Raw genomic sequence first — 1,158 nt, forward strand, 5'->3', positions numbered from 1 at the left:
ACCCCCGGCTGAACCCGCGCCCGCACCGGTGCCGGAGGAGCCGCGCCTGCCTGAGGATGGCATGGTGGCCCAGTTCAAAGCCACCCAAGTCAAGCTGCCGCCCGAGACGCAGGCCATCCTGACCCGCCTGGCCGCCACCCTCGAGCCCACAGAACGCTTGGAGATCACCGGCTACTGCCACCGCAAAGACGCACCGGTCGATGCCCGTGAGATCGCATTGATGCGTGCCATGGCCGTGCGCAACGAACTGGTCAAGCAAGGCGTGCCCGCCAAGTCCATCCGGGTGAAGTTCAATACCACGCAGGCACTGCATGCGGTGAAGATTACGGCGAAGTAGGCGGGGGCATCTCCTCCTCTACCCAAGTGAAGCCTGGACTGCAGAACGGCCCCTCAATTGCGCTGCTGTTCCAGATAGCGCACATACCCTTGGACTCGCAGGATGGGACAGGCTCTACTTTCGTGCACTCCGCCCACACCCTGAGACTGGGGGGTTTAGTACTCCATGGCGGCGACGGAACTCCATGGTGTGTTGTAGTGCAGCCCCGTCTCCCTGTCCAGGTACTGCCCCTGCATCCGCAGGTTCTGCTGAAGCTGGACTGTCTGACTGGCTGACTGCTGTTGCAGCCGCTGAACAGGTCTTCCCGCTTCGTCGTAGCTTTGCCATTCCTCCCGGACCGTACTGCCCCATGTGCTGTACTGCGCTGTCCACACTAGGTGGCCGCTGTTGTCGCTCAGCTCTTCCGGCAGGCCGTTGGGCTGGGTGTGGAAGTAATACACCTGCGCTGCCTGCGCCGTTGGAGTTGTGGCTGTGGCTGCGGTCTTTGCGTCCGCTTTGGCTAAACCATCGGTGGGCCCATCGTTCGCAGCCGCCCCCACGTTGAACCGGTCGCTCCAGCCCGGGTTGGTTGTGGGCACACTGGCCTGCTTGCCTTGTGCATTGTCTGATCCTCCGCCCAGCGCATGCGCCGCCGCAGCGTGTGGCTCTACGGCGCCACTTCCATCGATGCGCGCCAGTGGCACGTAGCTGCCCGGCTCGTAGACGTAGGTGCTCGTCTGCCCGCCCCGGCTTTCCTGCAGCAGCCGCATTCCTTCCCAGGTGAAATGCGTCGTGCCAAAGCTATCGGTCTTGGCGATACGCCTGCCCAAGGCGTCGTACTG

General features: G+C 63.5%; 2 protein-coding genes. One reads left to right on the forward strand and one right to left on the reverse strand.

The features are described from left to right. A partial coding sequence (locus DBR12_RS02940; protein WP_108615878.1) for an OmpA family protein occupies positions 1-337 on the forward strand: 337 nt, incomplete at its 5' end. A 155-nt stretch (positions 338-492) separates the two neighbouring features. On the opposite strand, the gene DBR12_RS02945 is transcribed toward DBR12_RS02940, so the two are convergent. Continuing rightward, positions 493-1,158: RHS domain-containing protein (locus DBR12_RS02945; protein WP_199226620.1), on the reverse strand; the 666-nt coding region annotated here is incomplete at its 5' end.

Origin of the sequence: Acidovorax sp. HMWF029, assembly GCF_003060895.1 — a bacterium.
GTDB lineage: Bacteria > Pseudomonadota > Gammaproteobacteria > Burkholderiales > Burkholderiaceae_C > Acidovorax.